The sequence below is a fragment of the Pseudomonas sp. Tri1 genome (assembly GCF_017968885.1).
Taxonomy (GTDB): Bacteria; Pseudomonadota; Gammaproteobacteria; order Pseudomonadales; family Pseudomonadaceae; genus Aquipseudomonas.
Map to the genome: position 1 here is coordinate 591,673 of NZ_CP072913.1, position 20,678 is coordinate 612,350.

The 20,678-nt window shown below is 61.6% G+C and carries 17 protein-coding genes; 11 read left to right on the forward strand and 6 right to left on the reverse strand.

The window, feature by feature from the left end:
- Positions 1-515 precede the first annotated feature (515 nt).
- The 7 genes from J9870_RS02565 (at position 516) to J9870_RS02595 (ending at position 8,286) form a co-directional block, all read left to right on the forward strand.
- The gene (locus tag J9870_RS02565) at positions 516-1,124 is read left to right on the forward strand and encodes a YqiA/YcfP family alpha/beta fold hydrolase (protein WP_210642570.1); all 609 of its coding nucleotides are present in this window, start codon (positions 516-518) and stop codon (positions 1,122-1,124) included.
- 42 nt (positions 1,125-1,166) lie between these two features.
- A complete protein-coding gene (gene parE, locus J9870_RS02570) occupies positions 1,167-3,071 on the forward strand; it encodes a DNA topoisomerase IV subunit B (RefSeq protein ID WP_210642571.1) in 1,905 nt (634 codons plus the stop codon).
- Entirely contained in the window at positions 3,071-4,057 is a 987-nt protein-coding gene (locus J9870_RS02575) for an esterase-like activity of phytase family protein (protein WP_210642572.1), read from the forward strand. Before parE ends, J9870_RS02575 begins: the two co-directional genes overlap by 1 nt.
- Positions 4,054-4,575: a TIGR02281 family clan AA aspartic protease gene (locus J9870_RS02580; protein ID WP_210642573.1), complete on the forward strand. Its 522-nt coding sequence runs from the start codon at positions 4,054-4,056 to the stop codon at positions 4,573-4,575. Before J9870_RS02575 ends, J9870_RS02580 begins: the two co-directional genes overlap by 4 nt.
- Before the next feature lie 10 nt (positions 4,576-4,585).
- Positions 4,586-6,850 carry a DNA topoisomerase IV subunit A gene (gene parC / locus J9870_RS02585; protein ID WP_210642574.1) on the forward strand — a complete coding sequence of 755 codons (2,265 nt, stop codon included), beginning with the start codon at positions 4,586-4,588 and terminating at the stop codon, positions 6,848-6,850.
- Between the two features lie 179 nt (positions 6,851-7,029).
- The gene (locus J9870_RS02590; protein ID WP_210642575.1) at positions 7,030-7,734 is read left to right on the forward strand and encodes a PqiC family protein; all 705 of its coding nucleotides are present in this window, start codon (positions 7,030-7,032) and stop codon (positions 7,732-7,734) included.
- A 144-nt stretch (positions 7,735-7,878) separates the two neighbouring features.
- Positions 7,879-8,286 (forward strand): DUF3224 domain-containing protein, encoded by a 408-nt coding sequence (locus J9870_RS02595; RefSeq protein WP_210642576.1) that lies wholly within the window; start codon positions 7,879-7,881, stop codon positions 8,284-8,286.
- A gap of 204 nt (positions 8,287-8,490) precedes the next feature.
- On the opposite strand, the gene J9870_RS02600 is transcribed toward J9870_RS02595, so the two are convergent.
- Positions 8,491-10,008: an AhpA/YtjB family protein gene (locus J9870_RS02600; protein ID WP_210642577.1), complete on the reverse strand. Its 1,518-nt coding sequence runs from the start codon at positions 10,006-10,008 to the stop codon at positions 8,491-8,493.
- Between the two features lie 133 nt (positions 10,009-10,141).
- Between J9870_RS02600 and serB the strand changes: the two genes are divergently transcribed.
- Positions 10,142-11,356 (forward strand): phosphoserine phosphatase SerB, encoded by a 1,215-nt coding sequence (gene serB, locus J9870_RS02605; protein WP_210642578.1) that lies wholly within the window; start codon positions 10,142-10,144, stop codon positions 11,354-11,356.
- A gap of 125 nt (positions 11,357-11,481) precedes the next feature.
- Here serB and J9870_RS02610 read toward each other — a convergent pair whose 3' ends face one another.
- From J9870_RS02610 to J9870_RS02625, 4 genes are all read right to left on the reverse strand, one after another.
- A complete protein-coding gene (locus J9870_RS02610; RefSeq protein ID WP_210642579.1) occupies positions 11,482-13,242 on the reverse strand; it encodes a molecular chaperone in 1,761 nt (586 codons plus the stop codon).
- Positions 13,243-13,374: 132 nt separating this feature from the next.
- Complete coding sequence (asd, locus tag J9870_RS02615) at positions 13,375-14,235, reverse strand: archaetidylserine decarboxylase (RefSeq protein ID WP_210642580.1); 861 nt, start codon at positions 14,233-14,235, stop codon at positions 13,375-13,377.
- Positions 14,236-14,253: 18 nt separating this feature from the next.
- Positions 14,254-15,069 (reverse strand): thiosulfate sulfurtransferase, encoded by an 816-nt coding sequence (rhdA, locus tag J9870_RS02620; protein WP_210642581.1) that lies wholly within the window; start codon positions 15,067-15,069, stop codon positions 14,254-14,256.
- Positions 15,070-15,111: 42 nt separating this feature from the next.
- Positions 15,112-16,650, reverse strand: coding sequence for an HDOD domain-containing protein (locus tag J9870_RS02625; RefSeq protein ID WP_210642582.1), 1,539 nt, complete (start codon positions 16,648-16,650; stop codon positions 15,112-15,114).
- A 166-nt stretch (positions 16,651-16,816) separates the two neighbouring features.
- On the opposite strand from J9870_RS02625, the gene motA reads away from it, so the two are divergent.
- Both motA and motB read left to right on the forward strand, forming a co-directional pair.
- Complete coding sequence (gene motA / locus J9870_RS02630; RefSeq protein WP_003197198.1) at positions 16,817-17,668, forward strand: flagellar motor stator protein MotA; 852 nt, start codon at positions 16,817-16,819, stop codon at positions 17,666-17,668.
- Positions 17,669-17,671: 3 nt separating this feature from the next.
- Complete coding sequence (motB, locus tag J9870_RS02635; RefSeq protein ID WP_210642583.1) at positions 17,672-18,709, forward strand: flagellar motor protein MotB; 1,038 nt, start codon at positions 17,672-17,674, stop codon at positions 18,707-18,709.
- 136 nt (positions 18,710-18,845) lie between these two features.
- Here the strand turns inward: motB and rsgA are convergent, their stop codons facing one another.
- Positions 18,846-19,877, reverse strand: a complete 1,032-nt coding sequence (gene rsgA / locus J9870_RS02640) for a small ribosomal subunit biogenesis GTPase RsgA (RefSeq protein WP_210642584.1) — start codon at positions 19,875-19,877, stop codon at positions 18,846-18,848.
- Positions 19,878-19,986: 109 nt separating this feature from the next.
- On the opposite strand from rsgA, the gene orn reads away from it, so the two are divergent.
- Positions 19,987-20,529 carry an oligoribonuclease gene (orn, locus tag J9870_RS02645; protein WP_024780809.1) on the forward strand — a complete coding sequence of 181 codons (543 nt, stop codon included), beginning with the start codon at positions 19,987-19,989 and terminating at the stop codon, positions 20,527-20,529.
- Positions 20,530-20,678 lie beyond the last annotated feature (149 nt).

The window sequence follows — 20,678 nt, forward strand, 5'->3', positions numbered from 1 at the left end:
GCAAAAGCGAGCAAGCTTGCTCCCACTGGAGAAACGCGATCATCCTAAATCAGGCCGGCTATCAGGCCGCCTCGCGGTGGACGTTGATCTCGGCGCCCCGTTAACCACGCTGGCCGAACGCAGGTATTGCGTAGTGGGCATCCCGGCATGGATGCCGGGATAGCCGCGCTGGGCCATGGATGGCCCTTCGCGGCGGGCCCACGGAGCAATGCCGGAGTGAGGGCACACCGAGCCTAGGCGAGGTGCCGAGTGGTGGGGCAGGAGCGCTTTGGTTACTTTCGCGCTTTTCGAAAGTGACCCGCCGTAAGGGCGGAACCATAAGTCGCCGTTACCGCAGGAATGGATATGTACTCGGTCCATTAGAGACAGGCCGGCTATCAGGCTGTTGCTCAGCCAGCGGGGATAACCTCTAGCCACAGGTCTCGTGTTTGTCCTAATAACAGTCAGATCACCCCCCAAATCCCCACAAACTCCCTGTAAACTCCGGCCTTTGCCCAACACCCAGGGAGTCGGCAATGTCGGGTTCAATCCTCTATATCCATGGCTTCAACAGCGCCCCAGCATCGACCAAGGCCTGCCAGTTGACCGAGGTGATGGCACGCCTGGGCCTGAGCGACCAGTTGCAGGTGCCCGCCTTGCACCACCACCCCCGCCAGGCCATCGGTCAGTTGGAACAGGCGATTACACAACTGGGACGGCCGCTGCTGGTCGGCAGCTCGCTCGGCGGCTACTATGCGACTCACTTGGCCGAGCGCCACGGCCTCAAGGCCCTGCTGATCAACCCTGCCGTCAGCCCGCATCGGATGTTTGACGGTTACCTGGGCACGCAGAAGAATTTGTACACCGACGAAACCTGGGAATTGACCCACGACCACGTCACGGCCCTGGCCGAACTGGAAGTGCCGGCGCCCAGGGATCCGCAGCGGTTTCAGGTATGGTTGCAAACCGGTGACGAAACGCTGGATTATCGCCACGCCCAGCAGTATTACCGCGCCTGTGCCTTGCGCATCCAGGCCGGCGGCGACCACAGTTACCAAGGGTTTGCCCAGCAGTTGCCGGCGCTGTTGAGTTTTGCCGGCATTGGCGCCGATTTGTACCAGGCGATCGACTTCACGTCGCTGTGAGCCCATCGCCCCTTTTTCATTGAACACTGACGACGAGACCCCATGGCCACTCCCAGCGCTAGCTCTTATAACGCAGACGCCATCGAAGTCCTCTCGGGCCTCGACCCGGTGCGCAAGCGCCCCGGCATGTACACCGATACCAGTCGGCCGAACCACCTTGCCCAGGAAGTCATCGACAACAGTGTCGACGAAGCCTTGGCCGGGCATGCGAAGTCGGTGCAGGTCATCCTGCACGCCGACCATTCGCTGGAAGTCAGCGACGACGGTCGCGGCATGCCGGTGGACATTCACCCTGAAGAGGGTGTGTCCGGTGTCGAGCTCATCCTCACCAAGCTCCACGCGGGCGGCAAGTTTTCCAACAAGAACTACCAGTTCTCCGGCGGTCTGCACGGGGTGGGTATTTCTGTGGTCAACGCCTTGTCGACCCAGGTGCGGGTGCGGGTCAAGCGTGACGGCAACGAATACCAGATGACTTTCGCCGATGGCTACAAGGCCACTGAGCTGGAAGTGATCGGGACCGTCGGCAAGCGCAACACCGGCACCAGCGTGTATTTCGCCCCGGACCCGAAGTATTTCGACTCGCCGAAATTCTCCGTCACCCGCCTCAAGCACGTGCTCAAGGCCAAGGCGGTGCTGTGCCCAGGGCTGTTGGTCAGTTTCGAGGACAAGGCCACCGGCGAGAAAGTCGAGTGGCATTACGAAGACGGCCTGCGTTCTTATCTGGTGGACGCGGTCAACGATTTCGAACGCCTGCCCAACGAGCCGTTCTGCGGTAGCCTGGCCGGCAACAAGGAAGCGGTGGACTGGGCGCTGTTGTGGCTGCCCGAAGGTGGCGAAAGCGTCCAGGAAAGCTACGTCAACCTGATTCCCACGGCCCAGGGCGGCACCCACGTCAACGGGTTGCGCCAGGGTTTGCTCGATGCGATGCGCGAGTTCTGCGAGTTCCGCAACCTGCTGCCCCGTGGCGTGAAGCTGGCGCCGGAGGACGTCTGGGAACGGATTGCCTTCGTGTTGTCGATGAAGATGCAGGAACCACAGTTCTCCGGCCAGACCAAGGAGCGCCTGTCGTCCCGTGAAGCGGCGGCGTTTGTTTCCGGTGTGGTCAAGGACGCGTTCAGCCTGTGGCTCAACGCCAACCCGGAAACCGGTTTGGCCCTGGCGGAACTGGCAATCAACAACGCCGGCCGTCGCCTCAAGGCCAGCAAGAAGGTCGAGCGCAAGCGCATCACCCAAGGGCCGGCGTTGCCGGGCAAGCTCGCCGATTGCGCCGGGCAGGACCCGATGCGTTCCGAGCTGTTCCTGGTGGAAGGTGACTCCGCCGGTGGGTCGGCCAAGCAAGCGCGGGACAAAGAGTTCCAGGCAATCCTGCCGCTGCGGGGCAAGATCCTCAACACCTGGGAAGTGGACGGCAGCGAAGTGCTGGCCAGCCAGGAGGTGCATAACATCGCGGTGGCCATCGGTGTCGATCCAGGCGCCGAGGACATGAGCCAGTTGCGCTACGGCAAGATCTGCATCCTCGCCGACGCCGACTCCGACGGCCTGCACATCGCCACGTTGCTCTGCGCGTTGTTCGTCCAGCATTTCCGTCCGCTGGTGGACGCCGGCCACGTCTACGTCGCGATGCCGCCGCTGTACCGGATCGACCTGGGCAAGGAAATCTACTACGCCCTCGACGAAGCCGAGCGCGACGGCATTCTTGACCGTCTGGTGGCCGAGAAGAAGCGCGGCAAGCCGCAGGTCACTCGATTCAAAGGCCTGGGCGAAATGAACCCGCCGCAACTGCGCGAAACCACCATGGATCCGAACACTCGCCGTCTGGTGCAGTTGACCCTGGATGATTTCGAGGCGACGTCGGAGATGATGGATATGCTGCTGGCGAAGAAGCGCGCCGGTGATCGCAAGTCCTGGCTCGAATCCAAAGGGGACCTGGCCGAGGTGCTGGCCTGATGCGCAACGGTTTCGCCCTGGCGTTATTGCTGTGGGCGGGGGTTGTCGTTGCCGAACCTGCACCCGAACTGACGTTGCTGTCCGAGCACGCCGTCGATGGCATGCGCGGCGGTAATCTGTCCGGGCTGGCCCTGTGCGGCGGCGAAATGTGGACGGTGTCTGATCGTGACGATGATCGGATCTATCGTCTCGCGCCGTCCGAGGCTCCTGTCTGGCAGGCGCAAGTGGTCGATATCGAGGTGCCTGAGGTTCCGGACAGCGGTTTCCCCTGGGGCTTGAAATCCCGAACCTGGGCGGCGTCGTTCCTGCGCGGTGGCGAGCTGGATTTCGAAGGCATCAGTTGCGACAGTGCTGGCAATCGCTATGTGGTCAGCGAGTCCCATGCCGCGGTGTTGCAGGTGCCGCCGTCGGGACCTGCGTCCTGGTTGAAAATCGCCCCGACACTGATCCGTCAGGCCCGTGCCAGTGGCATGTTGTTGCATTTCAATGCCCTGTTCGAAGGCCTGGCGATCAACCCGGCTGGCGATCAATTATGGCTGGCGGCCGAGCGCGAACGTCGTGGTCTGTTGCTGATCAAGCGCCAGCAAACAGTGTGGGACTGTGATGGCAATTGCGTGCTGCTGAGCGAAGCGGGGCTGGAGATGCAGCCTGCGCAGTTCGTCAATGCGAAGGCGGTCTCACGGGATTTCGCCGATCTGTCATTGTTCAACGGCAAGCTGTTTACCCTGGAGCGCAACGCCTTCCAGATCTGCCGGCGTGACCCGCTGACGGCCAAGGTGGAGCGCTGCTGGTCGTTCGCCGCCGAGGCGTTGCAGGATAATCGGCGTTACCCACAGGCCTATGGTTTGGCCGAAGCGCTGGTCGTGGACGCCGAGGGTGCCTGGATCGGCCTGGACAACAACGACGGTGCACGGGTTGACGGCGAAACTCGGCCGATCATCTGGCGCTTCGCCGCGCCGGACGGTGGCTGGGGCGCTGCGCCATGAGTCAGCAGCCGCCGGGCAAGCGTGCTGGCCGGGTGTTGATGATCTTGGCCTGGTGCGCGGCGCTGTTCCTGGCAACGCGGTTTTTTGCTCAATGGGAGCAGCGCCAGCAAAACCCCAATGCCCAGGTGTATTCGCAAAGAGGCGAAGGGTTTATCGAGGTGAAGTTGGTCGGCAATGTGCAGGGGCATTTCGTCGCCAGCGGTCAGATAAACGACCAGCCGGTGGATTTCATGCTCGACACGGGCGCCACCGACGTGGCGATTCCGGTGGAGTTGGCCGAGCGCCTCAAGCTGGAAAAAGGTTTCGGCGTGACGTTGAGTACCGCCAACGGTTTGAGCGAGGGCTATCGCACCCGCATCGACCGGCTGCAATTGGGTGACATCGTTTTGCGCGATGTCCGTGCCCTGGTGGCGCCAGGCCTGGGTGGCACGCAAGTGCTGCTGGGCATGAGCGCCCTGAACAAACTTGAATTTACCCAGCGCGACGGCACCATGCTGCTGCGCCAGACAACGAACTGATGAGGCCCGCATGAGCGACATTCTTGCAGACAGCTTAGACGGCGTAGAGCGCCGATCGCTGGCTGACTTCACCGAAAATGCCTACCTCAATTACTCCATGTACGTGATCATGGACCGTGCCTTGCCGCACATTGGCGACGGTTTGAAGCCGGTCCAGCGGCGAATCATCTATGCCATGAGTGAGCTGGGGCTGGATGCCGATTCCAAGCACAAGAAGTCGGCGCGTACCGTCGGTGACGTGCTTGGTAAGTTCCACCCCCACGGTGACTCGGCCTGCTATGAAGCCATGGTGCTGATGGCCCAGCCGTTCAGCTATCGCTACACCCTGGTGGACGGGCAGGGCAACTGGGGTGCGCCGGACGATCCCAAGTCCTTCGCCGCCATGCGTTACACCGAGGCGCGGCTGTCGCGTTATTCCGAAGTGCTGCTCAGCGAACTGGGTCAGGGCACGGCGGACTGGGGCCCGAACTTCGACGGCACCCTGGATGAACCCTTGGTGTTGCCGGCACGTTTGCCGAATATCCTGCTCAATGGCACCACCGGCATCGCCGTGGGCATGGCCACTGACGTACCGCCTCACAACCTGCGGGAAGTGGCCACGGCGTGCGTGCGTCTGCTGGACGAGCCCAAAGCCACGGTGGAGCAACTCTGCGAGCACATCCAGGGCCCGGACTACCCAACCGAAGCGGAGATCATCACCCCGCGCGCCGACCTGCTGAAAATCTACGAGACCGGTCGCGGTTCGGTGCGCATGCGCGCCGTGTACCACATTGAAGATGGCGACATCATCGTCACCGCATTGCCGCATCAAGTCTCCGGGGCCAAGGTCCTGGAACAAATTGCGGCGATGATGCAGGCAAAACCATCGAAAGCGCCGCAAGTTGCCGACCTGCGCGATGAGTCCGACCACGAAAACCCATGCCGCATCGTGATCATTCCGGTCAATAGCCGGGTCGATCACGACGCACTGATGCAGCACCTGTTCGCCAGCACCGATCTGGAATCCAGTTACCGGGTCAACATCAACATCATCGGCCTGGACGGCAAGCCGCAGTTGAAGAACCTGCGGGCGCTGCTGGTGGAGTGGCTGGAGTTTCGGGTCAAAACGGTGCGCCGGCGCCTGCAATTCCGCCTGGACAAGGTCGAACGCCGCCTGCACCTGTTGGACGGTTTGCTGATCGCCTACCTCAACCTGGATGAAGTGATCCACATCATCCGCACCGAGGAACACCCCAAGGCCAGCTTGATCGCGCGCTTCGCCCTGAGTGAAATCCAGGCCGACTACATCCTCGATACCCGTCTGCGGCAACTGGCGCGGCTGGAAGAGATGAAGTTGCGCGCCGAGCAGGATGAACTGCTCAAGGAACAGGCCAAGCTGCAAGCGCTGCTGGGCAGCGAAGCCAAGCTGAAAAAGCTGGTGCGCACCGAACTGCTCAAGGACGCCGAGACCTATGGCGACGACCGTCGTTCGCCAATTGTCGAGCGTGCCGAAGCCAAAGCGCTGACCGAGCACGACCTGCTGCCAAACGAGAAAGTGACCGTCGTACTGTCGGAAAAAGGCTGGGTGCGTTCCGCCAAGGGTCATGATATTGACGCGGCGGGGCTTTCCTACAAGGCCGGGGACGGTTTCAAGGCGCTGGCGGCCGGGCGTTCCAACCAGTTTGCGGTTTTCGTCGACTCTACCGGGCGCAGCTATTCGGTGCCGGCCCACACCCTGCCTTCGGCTCGCGGCCAGGGCGAGCCGCTGACTGGACGATTAACTCCGCCACCGGGTGCAACTTTTGAATGCGTGCTGATGCCTGATGATGATGGGCTGTACGTTATTGCATCGGATGCGGGTTACGGGTTCGTGGTCAAGGGTGAGGATCTGCAAGCCAAGAACAAGGCGGGCAAGGCGTTGTTGAGCCTGCCGAACAACGCCAAGGTCATTGCGCCGCGCCCGGTCAGCGACCGCGAGAGCAATTGGCTGGCATCGGTAACGACCGAAGGTCGCTTGCTGGTCTTCAAGATCAGCGACCTGCCTCAGTTGGGTAAAGGCAAGGGCAACAAGATCATCGGTATTTCCGGCGAACGGGTGGCCAGCCGCGAGGAATATGTCACGGATATTGCAGTGTTACCTGAAGGCGCCACGCTTGTGCTACAGGCTGGAAAGCGTACGCTTTCGTTGAAGGCAGACGATCTTGAACATTACAAAGGTGAACGCGGTCGGCGGGGCAACAAGCTTCCAAGGGGATTTCAACGGGTTGATGCACTGCTCGTCGAAAACCTGAATTAAGCGTCCTAGAGGGCTCGGTCTGCGATTAAAAGCCGCAGGCCGACGCTTTCGCGCTGGAGTCGGAACGCATATTCACGGATGATAGGCCCTTTCAAGCGCCGGCGTGGCCGAGCGTTCTTCATATTGACCGAGTTTTTTTTCACTGTGGTAAGCCTTGTGGCCGCCACCTGGACGGGACGATGACTGCTCTGCGCCTTCCTATTTTGTGGCTCGCTGGCCTGCTTGGCCTGGCGGGTTGCAGCGTCAACCAGCCTGTGTCGCTGTATCAACTCGACAGTGGAACCCCGGCTCAGCCTGCGCAAAGCGCAGGCATGGCGGTCTTGCTGGGGCCGGTGTTGATCGCGGACTACCTGCAACGCGAAACCTTATTGCAACGCCAACCGGACGGTAGCCTGCAGGCCGCCACTGACGGTCGCTGGGCCGGCAGCCTGTCTTCGGACATCGACCAGTTGCTGCTGCGCCAGGTGGCCGGGCATCTGGACAGCCAGCGCGTGGTGTTGGCGCCGGCCACTCAAGGCTTTACGCCGGATGTCCAGGTGTTGCTGTCGATTACCCGCCTGGATTCGGGCAAATCGCAACCGGCGGTGCTTGATGCTCAATGGCGCTTGATCGACCGTCGAGGCAAGGTGCGGGAGAACCGCATTGTGCACCTGCAAGAACAACATGCCGGCACCACCGCTGCGCAAGTCCAGGCCCAAGGCGTGCTTCTGCAGCGCCTGGCCGAGCAGTTGTCCGTCTCGCTCAAGCCTTTGGCCAACCAGCCGCCTGTCGCAGAAGTTCCACGCAAGCCCGCTCCTGCCCCAGCCAAGCCGGTTGAGAAGGAAAAAGACAAGATTCCCATGGCCTTGCCAATTCGCACGGACATGGAAGTGTTCAGGTTCTGATGGTTGGAAAGGATGCAAAACGAAGCCCGCCTTGATAGCGGGCTTTGTTGTTTCTGCACTCTTATTTCTCAACGACGTCAGGCAAGATGAGTGCCCGGCACATCAGGCCTCCCCCGAATAACGACAAGGAAGAGTTGAATCCCTATGAAAACGACTGCCAGTTGCACATTTCAGATAACGGGCTGGGATGAAAATCCCTCCCAAATTCTTGAGGGCGCCCCCAAACTCTCACATGCCAAAATCACGCAGTCCTATAGCGGCGCTATCGAGGGAACCAGCAGTGTCGAATACCTGATGTCCTATAGTGCCGACGGCACCGCGTGCTTCGTAGGGTTTGAGCGGATTTGTGCGGTGGTGGCAGGTCAACGTGGAACATTCGTAGCCCGGCATTCGGGATCATTTTCCGACGGTAAAGCGCGCAGTACCTGGAGTGTCGTGGAAGGTGCCGGCACCGGAGAACTGGTCAGTCTGCGTGGCAATGGCAGCTATGTGGCTGGCCATGGTGAGCCGGCACAAGTGTCCTTTGAGTATTCGTTTGAGCCCGACAGCTAGGATTTGCTGGGTGGGCGCGACTCTGTAGCCTGGATTGCTCTGTTTGTCCTGGCCTCATCGCGAGCAAGCTCGCTCCCACAGGGATCTCTGCAAGCCGCAGACCCAGTGTGGGAGCGAGCTTGCTCGCGATGTCGGCGGCGCAGCCACAAAAAAGCCCGCAGACAATCACTCATCTGCGGGCTTCGTCATTTCAAGTGCTGAGGCTCAACCCTGGCGTTCATGCATCCGTGCCAGTTGCCGTTCCAGCATCGATGGATAGGGCTCCATCAGACGCTCCACGCAGCACGCGCCTTCCGGGCTGGCGATGGGGCGGATGCGCGCGCGTTGGCGGATCAGCGCATTGTCGTTGATCTTGCGCTCCACCAGCAGCAGGTTGCGGCTGTGCTGCGACAGGGCCAGGGCGTCCTGGGCGGTTTCGGTCAGCAGCAGGTCGATCTGGCTCAGGCCGAACAGCTCGTCACCCAAGGTCAGGCCCAGTTGCAATTGCAGGGTGATGCCGCTGTCGGCGACCTCGATCTGCAACTGGTGGCCCAGGGCTCGCAGCAATTCACCGCAGCAGATGGCGTTGGTCAGGTAGTCGTCACCGCTGTCTTCGGTATGGAACAGCATCAGCGTGCTGCCGTCGTTCAGGGTGTGCACTTCGCCCTGATACAGCGAGGCGGCCTGGTCGAGGCAGTCGCGGTAGCGTTCGAGCAGTTCCTTCAGACGCGCCTGGGGCAGGCGCCGCAGTTGTTCCTGGGCGCCCAATTGCACGGCCAGCACGGCACTGTGCTGTGGCTGGTTCGAGGTGACAGGCCGAACGACTGGCTGCGGCCCGCCGGCGATCGATTCGTCCCGCAGATCGGCAAAGGCGTCGTCGTCCTCATCGTCTTCAACCGTACGCACCACATGGCGTGGAGCCGCTTTGGCGGCAGGCATCGGCTGGCTTTCATCGAAGCCCGGATCGCGCAGGTTGCGCACTTCGAAGCCTGGCTCGGCATCGTCGTCATCCACGTAGTCGATGTCCTCGGGCTCTGGTACAGGCTCAGGTTCCGGGGCGAAGCTGGCGTGCAGTTGCCGGGCCAGGTCGCCGATTTCGTCCTGGCGCTGGGTGGCCGGGGTGTGTTCGTCGATGTCCCGCAGCCAGACCCGCAATTGCAGCAGCGGCGTGGAGATGTGGCGACCCAGGCGCAGGCTCAAGGCCAGTGCCAGCGCCAGCAGTATCGCGCTGAGGATGCCCATGCTTTGCAGGCTGATGGTCATCGGTTGCTGGAACTGATCCATGTCCAGGCTGATGCGCAGTTGCCCGGCGGTCACGTCCTGAAAGGTGATCTTGCTCTGGTACATGCCGCCGGATTCGCCCAGCAGGCCAGGCTTGGGCCGCTGGCCGGCCTCGGCGAGGATGCGGTTGTCCACGCTGTAGATGGCAGCGTGGGCCACCAGTTTGTTCTTGGTCAGGTTGTTGAGCAGTACATTGAGGCTGAGGATGTCGTTGGACACCAGCAGCTCAGTGGCGGACGTGGCGGTCTGGGTGGTCAGGCTCTCACCCAGGGCATCGGCCTGCTCATGCATGGCCTGCTTGAACTGCAGGCCCATCACGCAGGCATAGATGACCAGGGCCAAGGCGACCAGGATCACGTTATGGCTGGCAATGCGCAATGCAATCGGCACACGACGGTGGCGCAGTGCACGGAAGATCAGCAGGAAGAAATTGTCGGTTTTGACTGGCGTGGGCCGGTTCACTGAGCTCGGCTCTTTGTCCGTGAAATTGACGCGCAGTATAGCGACAGCCCCATGACCGGCAAAGCACTGGCGGTGCCCGATGGTCACTGAATGTGGGTAGAATGCGGTTTTTTTCCACCTGCGGGGGTGCGCCTTGCGCGAAATCGTCCTGATAAACATCACTGGCAGCGACCGTCCGGGTCTGACTGCGGCCATTACTGGCGTTCTGGCCCAGGGTGGTGTGAACATTCTCGACATCGGTCAGGCGGTGATTCATGACACGCTGTCGTTCGGCATCCTGGTTGAAATCCCGGACGCCGAACAGAGCAAGTCGGTGCTCAAGGACATCCTGTTCACCGCGTACAAACTCGACCAGCAGGTGCGGTTCACTCCGGTCTCCGAAGCCGACTACCAGCATTGGGTGAGCGGCCAGGGCAAGAAGCGCCACATCGTTACGCTATTGACCCGCAAGGTCACTGCCGAACAATTGCAGCGCGTCAGTTCGATCACCGCCAAATATGACCTGAATATCGATCACATCGACCGTCTATCCGGGCGCATGCCGCTGGACACTCCGGACGACAAAGGCAAGGGCTGCATCGAGTTCTCCGTGCGCGGCGAACCGGCTGACCCCCAGGCGTTGCGTGCCGAGTTCCTGAGCGTGGCCCAGGAGCTGAACGTCGACATCGCGTTCCAGGAAGACTCACTGTTCCGTCGTAACCGTCGCCTGGCGGTGTTCGATATGGATTCGACGCTGATCGAAGCTGAAGTCATCGACGAACTGGCCAAGGCTGCCGGCGTCGGCGACAAGGTCTCGGCCATCACTGAGCGAGCCATGGCTGGCGAGCTGGATTTTCGTGCCAGCTTCAAGGAGCGCCTGGCGCTGCTCAAGGGGCTGGACGTCAGCGTGCTGGATTCCATCGGAGCCTCCCTGCGCCTGACCGAAGGTGCCGAGACCCTGTTCGCCGAACTCAAGCGTCTGGGCTACAAGACTGCCATCCTGTCCGGCGGCTTCACCTATTTCGCCAAGCAGTTGCAGGCCAAGCTCGGCATCGACTACGTGTTCGCCAACGAACTGGAAGTGGTGGACGGCAAGGTGACCGGCGTCGCCGTCGAGCCGATCGTCGATGCCCAGCGCAAGGCGGACTTGCTGCGTGAACTGGCCGAAAAAGAAGGCCTGCGCCTGGAGCAGACCATCGCCGTGGGCGACGGCGCCAACGACCTGCCGATGCTGGCGATCGCCGGCTTGGGCGTAGCGTTCCGGGCCAAGCCGCTGGTCAAGCAGTCGGCCAGGCAGGCGATCTCTACGCTGGGCCTGGATGGAGTGTTGTATCTGCTGGGCTTCAGGGATCGTGACGGGCAGCTCTGAGTAATATTTCGATTTTGATCGCTCCCACGCTCCTGCGTGGGAGCGTCGCCGGGGATGCTCCGCGTTCCGCTTCTGGAAGGTGATGCGGAGCGTGGGAACGATCAAAACAGAGGGCGCAGCGCTGCTTAAAGCGACTTCCACAACGAATCAAAATTCCCTTCTTGCTCGCTGCCATCCTCGGTGGCGGCTGAATCCTCCTGGTGATAGGCAAACTGGTTGAAGCTGTGGGTGCTGGTGACCCGTCGGTCCAGCCCGGCGCGGCGTTCCTGGCCGTTGGTATTGATCAGCACCTGCTGTCCCTCCTGGAAGGGCAGGCGCGGGGCGATCATGGTGGGGGGAAGGTCAATGGCGCTGATCTCGGGGAGTAACAGCCCGCGCAGGTAGTGACCGTGCTCATTCTCTTGGCGGACCAGTTGCAACCCGCACGGCTGGGCATGGGGGGCGACAAGCTCGATGCCCATTTGCATGGCGCCATTGCGTACCTGGCGGATCCAGCGCACCACGGCGATGCTCCAGGCTTGATCACTGGTGTCCCGGATACCGACCATTTCCCCCGCTTGCAGTTGTTCCGGCACCTCTTTCGGCCAACCAAGGCAGTAACCGCCAGGGCTGTGATTGATGATCGGCAAGTCGTAGGTGGGGAAGTGATGCTGGTTGTCAGAGCTGGTGCCGTCGTCATCGGCCGGATTGACCGGATACTCGATTTCTTCATAGGGCAACAGCTCGTTGTCGCCGGCCGGGGCGGCGTCGAAGGCTTGCTTCCAGGTGTCGTTGGTCCTGGTTGGCAAGGCTTCGAAACGGGCCTTGCGTGTGTTGGGGGTTTTCAGTATTTCGCTGAAAGAGCGCTCGCCGCCAAGGTAATAGTGCAGCGCACTCATGCCCACGCACAGGGTCAGCGTGCCGTTGCCCTCGGTACGCTGGAAGCTGCGTTCGGCCGCTTCGCCCCAGGCGGCTTGCAGGTGATGCAAGGTGTCGGCACTCATGCCGCCAGGAACTGGCAGGGTGTGATCGGCCGGTTGTGCCAGGTGAGTGGTGATCGCGCACACCAGTGGCTGTGGATCAAAGCCCTGCAAGGTCGGCTGCTGCTCGGCCCTGAACTTGGAGCGATAACGCGGCCCGATGTCCAGTTCCGGTGCAACGGCAAACAAGCTGGCGGTGACGGCGGCCGGATCCATCTTGACCCACTGGCTCCAGGATTCCAGCACCTCGGCCAGCCGGGCGATCTGACCCTGGCGCAGTTGATTGCTGCGTGAAGCGCCCAGCAGCAGGGCGACCACATAGGTTTGCTCGGCACTCAACTGATGAACCTGGCTGGCCAGTTCATCGCCTACGTTGAGGTGTTGCAAGCGGTGCTGGCAGGCAATCCGATACAACTGATGCAAGTCGAGCCACAGCCCTTCGGGCACAGGGCTATATAGCTGGGTGACACGCAGCAGGGTGCCGTCGAGGGCATGCATGGCCCGTTGCAATGCAGTGCTCAGCAGGCGGGCCTGATCCTTGGTGTACTTCGAGGCGATGCGTGCCACGATCTGTTTGTAGCCCATCGCCAGATGGCTTTGCAGGGCCTGGCACAGGTTGACGATCTTGCGCGAGCGCTCATCCAGCACAATGGCTTGTTGCAGGAAATGCCGCTCCAGGTGCTTGCAGACGTAATACACCTCGGGCCGCAGCAGTTCGAGCAGTTGCAGGCGATTGTCGCTGGGCGTGAGCAATTGGTTGAGTTCGCCAAGGGCCTGGTACAGCAAGCGGGCGGTTTCGCCGATGTTGGCCTTGGGCAGGTTGGCGATCCAGCGCTTGAGGTCGCGTGGCGTGGCGTCGCAGAACGACAGGCGTGATTGCGTCGGGGTCAGGACACGCAATAGCTGGAGAGGGCTGGTCTCATTCATGCCGTGGACGGGCTCCGGCGGGAAATGAAAGGGATGTTTCCAACTCTAGCAGTTGTAGCCGAAAGACGTGCGCTATCTATGCTGGATACCCTGTGGGAGCGAGCAAGCTCGCTCCCACATTTGATCTTTTACTCAGGCCTTTGGCAGCGCCAGCCCCTGGCCCATCTGCACCGGTGAGCCGGCCACCAGTTCTTCAGCCCATTTCACCTGGTCCGGCCCGAACAGCACAATGGCGGTCGAGCCCAGTTTGAAGCGGCCCAGTTCGGCGCCTTTTTCCAGGTGGATCGGTGCGCGAGCGGCTTCGTCATAGCGGAAAGTCTTGAGTTCACGCTTGGGCGGTGTCACCAGGCCGGCCCAGACGGTTTCGATGGATGCCACGATCATCGCGCCCACCAGGACCACGGCCATCGGCCCACGCTCGGTGTCGAAAATGCACGCCACGCGCTCGTTACGAGCAAACAGCTCAGGAACGTTTTCAGCAGTGGTCTGGTTGACCGAGAAAATTCGCCCGGGAATGTAGACCATCTCCCGCAGCGTGCCGGCCAGTGGCATGTGCACCCGGTGGTAATCCTTGGGCGAGAGGTAAATGGTGGCGAAGTCACCGCCCATGAATGGCGCCGCGTTGGCCGCGTCACCACCGAGCAGTTCCAGCACGCTGAAGCTGTGCCCCTTGGCCTGGAATACCCGGCCATGCTCGATCGGGCCGAGCTGGCTGACGGCACCGTCGGCGGGGCTGAGGATCGCCCCCGGGGTTGAGTCCAGCGGGCGGGCGCCGTCTTTCAAGGCGCGGGTGAAGAAAGCGTTGAAGTGCTCGTAGGCCGTCAGGTCTTCCACCAGGGCCTGGGACATGTCCACTTGATAACGCTTGGCGAACCACGCGGTAAAGGCATTCTTGAACCAGCGCACACGGCATTCGGCAATGCAGCCGGCCAGCCGCGACAGCAGATGATGGGGCAGCAGGTATTGAGAGAGGATGAACAAGCGGTTTTTCATTAACTGTCCTTAAGAACTTCAGAGCTCGATAGGGGTGTCGGGGTGATTGCCCCATTCGCCCCAGGAACCGGCATAGCCTTTGACTCGTGGATAACCGAGCGCCTTGGCCACCAGATAGGTGAAGCCAGAGCGGTGGTGGGTCTGGCAGTGAGTGATGATTTCTTTGTCCGGCGTGATGCCCAATTGTTCAAGGATCTGTGGCATATCCTTGCGAATGCGCAGGTTGCGCGCCTGGTCCATGCCGGCAGTCCATTCGAAGTTGACCGCGCCGGGGATGTGTCCGCCCCTGGCGGCGACGACTTTCTCGCCGGAGTATTCCAGTGGACCGCGTGCGTCCCAGATCGCCAGGTCGGCGGCGCCGAGACGGCTTTGCAGGTATTCGCGGGTGGCAGTGGGTTCGTCGTGCAGTGTCAGGCTTACCGGGCCGGCGACGGGGGCGGGCACTTCAGTGGAGACCGGCAAACCCTCGTCCAGCCACGACAGCAGGCCGCCGTCGAGGTAGTGGTAGTTCGAGTGGCCGATCACGTCCAGCAGCCAGATAAAGCGCCCGGCCCAGCCGCCGCCTTCATCGTCATAGACCACGTAGACCGCATCCGGGTTGTGCCCGAGTTCGCCGAACAGTGCTTGCAGATCGGCTTTGGCCGGCAACAGGCCTGGCGCTGGGGGCTGGCCCAGTTGCGTACGCTTGGGGTCGACGAAGCGTGCGCCGGGGATGTGCCCGGTGCTGTAGCGGGCGGCGCTGGTCAGGTCCACCAGAATCAGTTCGCGGGCGTCGAGGCGCGGCAGCAGCTCGCTCGGCTCGATCACCAGCGGCAAGCCAGAGAAGTCAGGCATGTGAGGTCTCCAGGGGCGCAAAGGGAAACGATTGTATCAAGTTCAGCGGCCGCGGTTGGTGAAGGTATGCAAGGCCCTTTCGATGCATTGCACGGTTTTGCCGAAGGCCTGTACGGTCACATCCGAAAACGGTCCGCCGCCCTGATCGACCACCACCAGCATGATCACCCGGCCGTTGCACGTCAGCGAACGCAACAGCAGGTGCTCACCCCGGAACAGGCTGCGCAGGCCCGGCGGCAGCAGCGCGGAAAACTGGGCATTGTTGTCCGGGGTCAGGCGAACCTGGGCCTGCTGGGCCAGCAACCGTTGCAGGACCTTGCTCTGGCTGATGGAGAAACTCATGGCCGCAGCTTCTGCAGGCAGGCCAGCGGTTTGATGCACGCGCACGCTGGTCTGGCTGCGGTCGGCCATCAGGATCATCACCCGGCGCATGCCGCAGGCCGCCAACGCATCCCGGGCCGAGGTGGTCAGGTGCATGGCATTGCTGAAGGGGCTCGGTTCCACCAGCAGGGCAGAGCATTGCTTGCGCCACCGGGTCAGGTCTTCGGCGCTGGGTGGGGCGGGCGGCAGCAACCCAGGGTGGATGCGGTGGCTGTCCCAGGGCCAGATCAGCGCCACAGCTGGATGCCAGAGATCTGGCATGGCGTGGTGGCGGGCGCTGATGACGGCTTGTTGATGCAGTTGCTGCTGGACTTCATCCATCGGCATTTGCAGATACAAGCTGGTCAGGTATTGCCAGCGCTGGCTATGGGGGCAATCCCACGCCTGTTGTGCCGAAAGGGCCAGGCCGTTGGCCAGTAGCACGGTATTGGCCGGCTGATTGAGCCAGCGCCGCAGGGTTGGGTCATCGTCCAGGCGATTCTGTTGGCGCAGCGGGTGTTCGCTGTCCCGGGCAATGCGTAGCACTTTTACCAGCTCGCGGCGTTCGCTGAGCAACAGGCGATAGCCTTGCATCACCCAGATCGGCAGGCGCCAGGCTTCTACCAGGGCCAGGCAAATTTTCAGCAGGCCGACGCCGAACAGTTCGCGCTCCACCTTGCTGGCTGGCTCGCCTTTATGGATGACCCGCAACTCCCACTCTCCCAGCAAGCGTGGGTGGGTCAGGGCCAGTGGCCAGAGCGGCGACAGAAACAGCAGGCTGCCCCAGTGGATGTCTTGCCACAGCCGCGCCAGGCGGCTGGCAAAAAAACCATTGGCCTGTTGCGTTGCGTGCTGGCTGATCAATTGCACCTGGCGCAGGGCGACGGGTATCTGCTGTTCCGGCAGCGAGGGCAGGCGTGCAAGCAGTTCTTCGGTGCGCTTGAGGCCGAGGCGGTTGATCGCTACTTCGAGATTTTCCGCAGGTTCTGCAAGGCTGCCGTGGGTGTGATGGTTGGCTTCGCGGATGACACTCAACGCCAGGGCGGGGCTGTCCTGGATCAGTTCGGCGATGTCTCGCAATGACCGGCGGCTGTCGGCAACAGCCTTGCAGACCAAGTCGTGACTGGCCTGGGGCACCGGCAGGTGTACGCCTTCGAGCAGCTTTACCCAGCCTTCGAGCGTGGTCGGCCGTGGAGTTGGAACCTTCGTTTCGTTAGCCATGGTTGGACGCGATCATCGCATAGAGTATCTACGCCCGGAACGGGGCAAACTGGCTTTTCGCCAGAACTGGCTATAGTCTGGCGCAGTTTTGCCGATAAGTAGAAGAAGAGATTTTTCAGCTTCCGAATATGACCTTGAACCCGACTTAAATAAGTACTTTCTATCTATGGCTAAAATTATCGGCATCATTGTCGTGTTCGCGAGCGTACTCGGCGGATACGTGCTCTCCCATGGCAAGATTGCAGCCCTGATCCAGCCTTTCGAGGTGATGATCATCGGTGGCGCGGCCCTTGGCGCATTCCTGCAGGCCAACCCCGGCTACATGACAATGCACGTGCTCAAGAAGTCCTTGGGCATGTTCAGTTCGCGTTTCAGCCACACCTTCTACCTCGAGGTGTTGGGGCTGATCTACGAGATCCTCAACAAGAGCCGCCGCGAAGGCATGATGGCGATCGAAGGGGATATCGAAGATGCCGCCGCCAGCCCGATATTCGCCAAGTACCCCGCGGTGCTCAAAGATGCCCGGATGACGGCGTTCATCTGTGATTACCTGCGCATCATGTCGTCTGGCAACATGGCCCCCCATGAGCTCGAAGGGCTGTTCGACATGGAACTCTACAGCCTCAAGGAAGACCTGGAGCACCCGTCCCACGCGGTCACCGGTATCGCCGACGCCATGCCGGGCTTTGGTATCGTCGCGGCGGTATTGGGCATCGTGGTGACCATGGCTTCCCTGGGCGACGGTGACCAGAAATCCATCGGTCTGCACGTGGGTGCGGCACTGGTGGGGACCTTCTTCGGTATTTTGGCCGCGTATGGTTTCTTCGGCCCTCTGGCTCACTCCCTGGCCCACGACGCCAAGGAAGAGCTCAACGTCTACGAAGCCATCAAGGCTTCCCTGGTGGCCTCGGCCTCGGGCATGCCGCCATCGCTGGCGGTGGAGTTCGGCCGCAAGGTCCTGTACCCGGCGCACCGTCCAAGCTTCGCCGAGTTGGAACAAGCGGTTCGCGGTCGCTAAGTCATGGAAAATAACCAGCCGATCATTATCAAGCGCGTCAAGCGCATAGCCGCGGGGCATCACGGGGGCGCCTGGAAAATCGCCTTCGCCGACTTTGCGACGGCGATGATGGCGTTCTTCCTGGTGCTGTGGCTGCTGTCCACCGCGACCCCGGAACAGAAGATCGCCATCGCCGGTTACTTCAAGGACCCGGTCGGTTTTACTGAAAGCGGCACGCCGTACATCATCGACCTGGGTGGTTCACCGACCCTGGCGCCGGAAACGACCCTCAACCCTGAAGTCAAGTCCGAGCCCCAGCCCGACAAAGTGACGGTGGATTCCGAGCAGGTCGAAGGCATGGCCGAGCAGATCGAGCGCGAGCGCCTGGAATTGTTGCTGCAGGAGTTGCAGAACAAGGTCGAGGAGAACCCGCAGCTGCAGAAATTCAAGGACCAGATCCTGTTCGAAATCACGCCGAACGGCTTGCGCATCCAGATCATGGACGCCGAGAACCGGCCGATGTTCGATTCCGGCAGTGCGCGCCTGAAGCCTTACTTCGAAGACATTCTGCTGGCCATGGCTGACACCATCAAAGCGGTGCCGAACAAAATCAGCATCAGCGGTCATACCGATGCCAAGCCCTATGTCGGCAAAGGTGATTTCGGTAACTGGGAACTGTCCGCTAACCGCGCCAACGCGGCACGTCGTGCCCTGGTGGCCGGCAGTTATCCGGACGAACAGGTGGCGCGGGTGGTCGGTTACGCATCCTCGGCGTTGTTCGACCGCAAGGATCCGTTCAACCCGGTCAACCGGCGTATCGATATCGTGGTGTTGACCAAGAAGGCCCAGCAGGCCATCGAAGGTTCGCAAACCGATGACCCGGCGCCGGATCCGGCCCAGGGCCAGGGCGCACCGGGTGAAGTACCGGCAACGCCTGGGGCGGCGGCTGATCCGAACGCCTTGCCGGCGGATAAGCAGCCGGTGCCGGCCCACGAGCTGCGCGAGCGTCTGAACCTGTTCGAGGACGCTGCGCCCAAGCCTGCCGAGACGCCTGCGCAGTAACCCACAAAAAAGCCGACATCATTGTCGGCTTTTTTGTGGGTCATTGTTTTCTGATCGTTCCCACGCTCTGCGTGGGACGCTGAGCGTCACCAGATGCGTTACCACGCAGAGTGTGGGAACGATTCTATAACCGGGCTCAGTAACTGCTTTCCGGCAGGCTGGCGATGATCGAGCGGTAGCTGTTCATCCGTTGCTGATGCACGCGACCTTCTTCCAAGGCCTTGAGCAGGGCACAACCGGGTTCGCGATCGTGCTTGCAGTCGCGGAAGCGGCAGGTGCCGATCAGCTCGTTGAACTCGATGAATCCGGCTTCGACATCGGCCCGGCTGACGTGACCCAAGCCAAACTCGCGGATGCCCGGCGAGTCGATCAGTTCACCGCCGCCGGGGAAGTGGAACAGCCGCGCGGTGGTGGTGGTGTGGGTGCCTTGGCCAGACAGTTCGGACAACGGCCCGACACGGGTCTCGACGTCCGGCAGCAGGCTGTTGACCAGCGACGACTTGCCGACACCGGACTGGCCGACGAACACACTGATGCGTCCGTCCAGTTGTTCCTGCAATTTTTCCATCCCGTCGCCGTGATGAGCCGAGACTTCCAGCACCGGGTAACCCAAGTCCCGATAGACCGACAGCAAAGCGTTCAGCGCAGGAGCGTTGTGTTCGTCGATCAGGTCGAACTTGTTGAGCAGCAACAACGGGCGGATGCCGGCGTGCTCGGCGGCTACCAGGTAACGGTCGATCAGGTTGGCGTGAGGCTCGGGCAGCGGCGCAAAGACGATGACGATCATGTCGACGTTGGCGGCCACCGGCTTGAGCTGGCCTCGGCTGTCCGGGCGGCACAGCTCGGTGTGACGCGGTAATTGCGCCACGATTACGCCGATGCCCTGGTTGCCGGCGCGCCAGACGACCTGGTCGCCCGTCACCAGTGCCGGCAGGTTGGCCCGCAAGTGGCAGCGGAACACCTGGCCGGCCAGTTCGCCTTCCCGGGCCTCGACCTCGACTTGCACGCCGAAGTGGGCGATCACCAGGCCCGTCTGTTCAGGGCCCAGGTCGCCACCCTCCAGGGCTTCGACAGCACTGGATTCGCGTTTGGCGGCGCGGGCGGCGCGCTCGCCCTGGATCTTTTCGATGCGCCAGTTTTGACGACGATTGAGTTGGCGTTTGGCCATGGGTGTTCCGTATGAAGAAATGCAGCGAATAGGGTAAAACGGCCGCGAGTTTAGCACGCCCAAGGGCCTGCCTAGGCTAAACTGCGTGGCTACGCCGAGGAGCTCCCCTATGCAAAACCCGCAGAACCTGATCTGGATCGACCTGGAAATGACCGGTCTGAACCCCGACACCGATGTCATCATCGAAATGGCCACCATCGTCACCGACAGTGACCTCAACACCTTGGCCGAAGGCCCGGTGATCGCGATCCATCACAGCGACGAGATCCTGGCTGGCATGGACGAATGGAACACTCGCCAGCACGGCGGCTCTGGCCTTACCCAGCGGGTACGCGAGAGCAAAATCAGCATGGCCGAGGCCGAGGCCCAGACCATCGCCTTCCTGGAGCAGTGGGTGCCAAAGGGCAAGTCGCCGATCTGTGGCAACAGCATCTGCCAGGATCGTCGCTTCCTCTATACCCACATGAAATCCCTGGAAAGCTACTTCCACTACCGCAACCTGGACGTCTCCACCCTCAAGGAACTGGCTGCTCGCTGGGCTCCAGAAGTGCGTGACAGTTTCCAGAAGGGCGGCAGCCACCTGGCCCTGGACGACATTCGCGAGTCCATCGCCGAGTTGCAGCATTACCGTAAGCACTTCATCAAGTTCTAAGTCGGCTCCCAGGCTATTGCAGCGAGGCAGCAGGCGGGGAAGCTGTGGTGGCGAGGGAGCAAGCTCCCTCGCCACCGGATCAGTTTGGGCTGGGGGGGCGTGATGTTTAGGCTGGGGCCGTTGCCTTGCCCCCTTTTGGTGCCTGCCCG

Bases quoted from the DNA above. Each gene is read 5' to 3' on its own strand.
- J9870_RS02565 (WP_210642570.1), top strand. From the start codon at position 516: ATGTCGGGTTCAATCCTCTATATCCATGGCTTCAACAGCGCCCCAGCA.
- parE (WP_210642571.1), top strand. From the start codon at position 1,167: ATGGCCACTCCCAGCGCTAGCTCTTATAACGCAGACGCCATCGAAGTC.
- J9870_RS02575 (WP_210642572.1), top strand. From the start codon at position 3,071: ATGCGCAACGGTTTCGCCCTGGCGTTATTGCTGTGGGCGGGGGTTGTC.
- J9870_RS02580 (WP_210642573.1), top strand. From the start codon at position 4,054: ATGAGTCAGCAGCCGCCGGGCAAGCGTGCTGGCCGGGTGTTGATGATC.
- parC (WP_210642574.1), top strand. From the start codon at position 4,586: ATGAGCGACATTCTTGCAGACAGCTTAGACGGCGTAGAGCGCCGATCG.
- J9870_RS02590 (WP_210642575.1), top strand. From the start codon at position 7,030: ATGACTGCTCTGCGCCTTCCTATTTTGTGGCTCGCTGGCCTGCTTGGC.
- J9870_RS02595 (WP_210642576.1), top strand. From the start codon at position 7,879: ATGAAAACGACTGCCAGTTGCACATTTCAGATAACGGGCTGGGATGAA.
- J9870_RS02610 (WP_210642579.1), bottom strand. From the start codon at position 13,242: ATGAATGAGACCAGCCCTCTCCAGCTATTGCGTGTCCTGACCCCGACG.
- asd (WP_210642580.1), bottom strand. From the start codon at position 14,235: ATGAAAAACCGCTTGTTCATCCTCTCTCAATACCTGCTGCCCCATCAT.
- rhdA (WP_210642581.1), bottom strand. From the start codon at position 15,069: ATGCCTGACTTCTCTGGCTTGCCGCTGGTGATCGAGCCGAGCGAGCTG.
- J9870_RS02625 (WP_210642582.1), bottom strand. From the start codon at position 16,650: ATGGCTAACGAAACGAAGGTTCCAACTCCACGGCCGACCACGCTCGAA.
- motA (WP_003197198.1), top strand. From the start codon at position 16,817: ATGGCTAAAATTATCGGCATCATTGTCGTGTTCGCGAGCGTACTCGGC.
- motB (WP_210642583.1), top strand. From the start codon at position 17,672: ATGGAAAATAACCAGCCGATCATTATCAAGCGCGTCAAGCGCATAGCC.
- rsgA (WP_210642584.1), bottom strand. From the start codon at position 19,877: ATGGCCAAACGCCAACTCAATCGTCGTCAAAACTGGCGCATCGAAAAG.
- orn (WP_024780809.1), top strand. From the start codon at position 19,987: ATGCAAAACCCGCAGAACCTGATCTGGATCGACCTGGAAATGACCGGT.